Annotated in this window: 3 protein-coding genes; 1 reads left to right on the top strand and 2 read right to left on the bottom strand. The window is 71.2% G+C overall.

What is annotated here, in order from left to right:
- Positions 1-203, top strand: a 203-nt coding sequence (locus ABZ749_RS35535) for a cold-shock protein (RefSeq protein ID WP_357235839.1), incomplete at its 5' end; no start/stop codon positions are given.
- 120 nt (positions 204-323) lie between these two features.
- On the opposite strand, the gene ABZ749_RS35530 is transcribed toward ABZ749_RS35535, so the two are convergent.
- Positions 324-515: a hypothetical protein gene (locus tag ABZ749_RS35530; RefSeq protein WP_357235836.1), complete on the bottom strand. Its 192-nt coding sequence runs from the start codon at positions 513-515 to the stop codon at positions 324-326.
- An 88-nt stretch (positions 516-603) separates the two neighbouring features.
- Positions 604-1,133: aldo/keto reductase (locus tag ABZ749_RS35525; protein ID WP_357235833.1), on the bottom strand; the 530-nt coding region annotated here is incomplete at its 5' end.

Genomic DNA, 1,133 nt, shown 5'->3' with positions numbered 1-1,133 from the left:
TGGCTCAGGGAACCGTGAAGTGGTTCAACGCTGACAAGGGCTTCGGCTTCATCACCGTCGATGGTGGGGGTGCTGACGTGTTCGTCCACTTCTCGGCCATCCAGACCAGCGGCTACCGCTCGCTGGAGGAGAACCAGCGGGTGGAGTTCGAGATTGCTCAGGGTCAGAAGGGCCCGCAGGCTGAGCAGGTCCGTCCCATCTGAGTAGGACGGCCGGCCCCCGCCGGCCAGTGGGACGACCCGGCTCACGGGTCACGGTAAAGCCCCGCATCCGGTTGGGATGCGGGGCTTTCGCCTGCTCAGGCTCGCCGCTGCGGCGAGCGGTCAGCGTCGACGCGAGCGCAGGCCGAGCCAGAGCACGACCAGCCCGGCCACCGTCACGATCGGGCCGATCACCGCCCAGATCTTCTCGTCGGTCATCACGCTGCCACTGACGTAGCCGAGGCCCTGGACCGTCCACACCGCACCGATCACCACGGCCAGCAGGCCGAGGGTGAGCGGAAGCCAACCTCTCATCGCGTCCCCTCTCCGCCGCCCGGGGCGGCGCGCCGCCGTCCAGCATCGCCGGCCGGATGGCGTGACGCGAGCACCCCGGGCGCGCGGGTCACCACCGGTCGTGCACCTGCGGGCGGATCAGCTCGTCGTAGGTGTCGCGGACGGCTGCCAACTGCTCATCGGTGAGCGGGGACAGGTCCGCCGCGGCGGCGTTGCGTCGGGCCTGGTCGGCGTCGCGGGCACCGGGGATGACCACTGTGACGCCCGGCTGGTCCAACACCCAGCGCAGGGCGAACTGCGCCATCGTGCGGTCCGCGTCGACGAGCGGGGCCAGCCGGCGTACGGCGGCCAGACCTCGATCGAAGTCGACCCCGGAGAACGTCTCGCCGACGTCGAAGGCGGCACCGTGCCGGTTGTAGTTGCGGTGGTCGTCGGCGGGGAACTCGGTGTGCTCGTCGTAGCGGCCGGAGAGCAGGCCACTGGCGAGCGGCACGCGGGCGATGATGCCGACGCCGGCTGCCGCCGCGGCCGGCAGCACCTGCTCCAGGGGCTTGTGGCGGACCGCGTTGAGGATGATCTGGACGCTCGCCACCCCCGGTCGGGCGATCGCGGTGAGGGCCTGGTCGCAGGTCTCGACGC

The organism is Micromonospora sp. NPDC047753 (assembly GCF_040642735.1).
GTDB lineage: Bacteria > Actinomycetota > Actinomycetes > Mycobacteriales > Micromonosporaceae > Micromonospora.
This window is presented reverse-complemented; position numbering and strand designations above follow the sequence as displayed.